General features: G+C 58.2%; 3 protein-coding genes. All 3 read left to right on the forward strand.

Going from position 1 to position 3,429, the window contains the following annotated elements:
• A partial coding sequence (locus H5U08_RS13240) for an electron transfer flavoprotein subunit alpha/FixB family protein (RefSeq protein ID WP_297033900.1) occupies positions 1-1,000 on the forward strand: 1,000 nt, incomplete at its 5' end.
• Positions 1,001-1,107: 107 nt separating this feature from the next.
• Positions 1,108-2,850 (forward strand): acyl-CoA dehydrogenase family protein, encoded by a 1,743-nt coding sequence (locus H5U08_RS13245; protein WP_297033903.1) that lies wholly within the window; start codon positions 1,108-1,110, stop codon positions 2,848-2,850.
• 206 nt (positions 2,851-3,056) lie between these two features.
• Positions 3,057-3,429, forward strand: a 373-nt coding sequence (locus tag H5U08_RS13250; RefSeq protein WP_297033905.1) for an SDR family oxidoreductase, incomplete at its 3' end; no start/stop codon positions are given.

A 3,429-nucleotide genomic window follows, 5' to 3' on the forward strand; every position in this document is an offset into this window, starting at 1 on the left:
GGTTTTTGCGGAGCAGGAAGACGGCTCGCTGCACGATGTTGTGCTTGAACTCTGCGGCAAGGCCCGGCAACTTGCCGACGTACTGAAAGTACCCGTCGGCGCTGTTCTTCCCGGACACCAGATTCGGCCTCTCGCAAGCAAGCTCATCGCGCACGGTGCCGATCGCGTGTATGTTGTGGAAGATTCGCGATTGGCCCACTTCCAGACAATCCCCTATGCCCGGGTTCTCTGCACGCTGATTGAAAAATACCAGCCGCAGATTGTGCTTTACGGGGCGACGCCTCTGGGAAGGGATCTGGCGCCGCGTGTGGCTTCGGCCATCCAGGCAGGAATGACCGCGGATTGCACGGATCTTCAAATCAGCGACGTCACCGACCCGAAAACGAAGGAAGTCCATCGCAATCTGCTTCTGCAAATTCGGCCGGCGTTCGGGGGCAATATTATCGCCACCATTGTCAATTACGATCGCTGGCCGCAGATGGCCACGGTCCGCGAAGGCGTTATGCCGCTGCTTCCCCCCAACCCTTCCCGTAATGGCGAAATCATCGATGAAAAAGTGGAGATCGACGAGTCGCTGTTGGCCCTGCGGCTCATCGAAAGACACATCGAACCCCGAAAAGTGAATCTGAAGGGGGCACGAGTCATCGTCGCGGGCGGCGGGGGAGTGGGAAGCAAGGAGGATTTCCGCCTTATTCACGAACTGGCAGGAGCGATTGGGGGAGCTGTAGGGGCAAGTCGTGCGGCCGTGGACAGCGGGTTTATCGGCAAGGAGCACCAGATCGGCCAAACGGGGACCACCGTCCGACCCGCCCTCTACATTGCCGCGGGCATCTCTGGTGCGGTCCAGCACCGGGCTGGAATGGAAGAATCTGCCAAGATCATCGCGATCAACATCGATCCAAACGCTCCGATTTTTTCCATCGCGCATTACGGCATTGTGGGTGATTTGAAAAAGGTGATTCCTATGATGATCAAGGCCCTTCGGGAACGGCGGAGGTAACCAGCACCGTTCTCCGTGTGGGCGCAATACACCTTGACACTTTGGTTGGGTTTTCAGGCGCAATTCACGAGCCAGCTTTCGGGAATTGGTAAACGGGAGAAATATCCGTGGGGAACTACTTCCTGGATAACGAAGACATCCAGTTCTTGTTCCGGCACATCGATTTGAAGGAGCTTGCGCGGCTTCAGGAAGCCTACACCGCCAACGGCGATGCGGATTATGTCCCCATCGACGAAGAAGACGCGGTGGACAACTATTGGCGTGTGCTGGAGATCGTGGGCCAGATTGCCGCCGATATCATCGCGCCCCATGCCGAGCAGATCGACCGAGAAGGAAATAAACTCAACGAGGACGGCACCGTCACACTCCACCCCCTGGTGCGGGAAAATCTCCGCCGCATGGCCCAGGCCGATCTGATGGGTTTCACCCTCCCGCGCAAGTATGGTGGTCTGAACTGCCCGAATCTCATTTACACGATGGCCACCGAGATTGTCAGCCGTGCGGACGCCTCCTTCATGAACCTGTTCGGGCTCCAGGGTATCGCGGAGACCATCAACGCATTTGCTTCAGACGACATCAAGGAGCAGGTCCTTCCACGGTTTGCCCGGGGCGAAGTGACAGGGGCCATGGTGCTCACCGAACCGGATGCGGGAAGCGACTTGCAGGCTGTGCGTCTCCGCGCCTATCAGGATGAAACGGGACAGTGGCGACTCAATGGTGTCAAGCGTTTCATCACCAACGGCTGTGGGGAGATTTTGCTTGTCCTGGCGAGAAGTGAGCCCGACATCCAGGATGGCCGGGGGCTCAGCCTCTTCATCACGGAACGGAACGCGACGGTCCGTGTGCGGCACCTGGAGGAAAAACTGGGAATTCATGGCAGTCCAACCTGCGAGCTTGTGTTCGACGATACGCCCGCCCGGCTGATTGGCGAACGTCAGCGTGGTCTGATCACGTACGTTATGGCGCTGATGAACGGTGCCCGGGTGGGGATCGCGGCACAGTCCCTGGGAATTGCCGAAGCTGCGTTCCGCCTGGCCCGGGTGTACGCGCACACTCGCCAGCAATTCGGTGGGCCGATCGAGCGTCTCCCCGCCGTGGCTGAGATGGTCACGGAAATGAAAATCGCCATCGAAGCCGCCCGCGCGCTCACGTACGAAACAAGCCGGGTTTGCGATTTGGAGAACAACAATCTGCGAATCCTGGAAACCGTTCCCGATCTTCCCAAGGAGGAACAAAAAGAGCGGAAGCAACTGGCCCGGACGCTGAAACGCATTAATGGCATGCTCACTCCTATGAGCAAATACTATGCTTCGGAGATGTGCGTCCAGGTGGCCAACGATGCGATCCAGGTGCTCGGGGGATCGGGCTACATGAAGGATTACGCGGCGGAACGCTATCTGCGAGACGCCCGAATCACCACCATTTACGAAGGAACCAGCCAGCTCCAGATTGTGGCGGCAGTACGCGGCGTCGCTTCTGGATCGTTTGAAAGTTATGTGGCGGATTTCGAAAACAAGGTGTATGGCGACAAACTCCTCGACGACCTGCGGAACGAGTTGATCGAAGCGCGGAAGCGAGTCCAGGAGGCTCTCCAGTTCACCAAGACGCAGTCCACCACCTATCTGGACTTGGCGGGGCGTCGACTGGTCGATTCCGCCATCATCTGCATCGTGGGCCATCTCCTGCTGGGGCAGGCCACTGCCAACGAACGCAAGCGTCGGGTCGCTCGCCGCTATATCGAAAGCCGGCTCCCCGAGCTCGAGGCCAAGTGTCGCCAGGTCCTCTCGGGAGACATGGCACCTTTGGAGGAGTACGAGGTACTGGCGGGCCCGGTCCCGGCTCTTGCCTGACTCCGTAGTATCCACAGCCGGGCCGCGTCCGGTCGGATCAGGCGACGATCAACGAAGATCCTTCAAAACAACGACCACCGTTTGTCGAGGAGAATTTTCTTGAAAAATCACACCCTGCTTTCCGGAGGGACAAAGAAGAAAATGAGTAGTTCTGCTGTACGATACTTGTATTCAACTCCGGAAATTAGTGAGGGATGTTGACAACTATGGGATTGTTCAGTGGCAAAGTCGGTTTGATCATGGGTGTGGCCAACGACCGGAGCATCGCCTGGGCCATCGCCGAGGCGCTCCATCGCGAAGGTGCCGAGCTGGCTTATACACATTTGCCGGGGCCGTCCAATGAACGCCGCGTCCGCCGGCTCGTCGAAGCCCATCAGCCTAAGGTCTTTCTTCCCTGCGACGTTCAGTCTGATGACGACATCGCGAACGTGTTTTCGGCAATCGAAGACCAGTACGGACAGCTCGATCTGGTCGTCCACGCTGTGGCATTCGCTCCACCTGCCGAACTGCGGAATCCTTATGTGGAAACGAGCCGCCAGGGCTGGCACGTCGCGATGGACATTTCAGCCTACAGCCTGG

It is taken from the genome of Thermogutta sp., from assembly GCF_014359955.1.
Lineage (GTDB): Bacteria > Planctomycetota > Planctomycetia > Pirellulales > Thermoguttaceae > Thermogutta.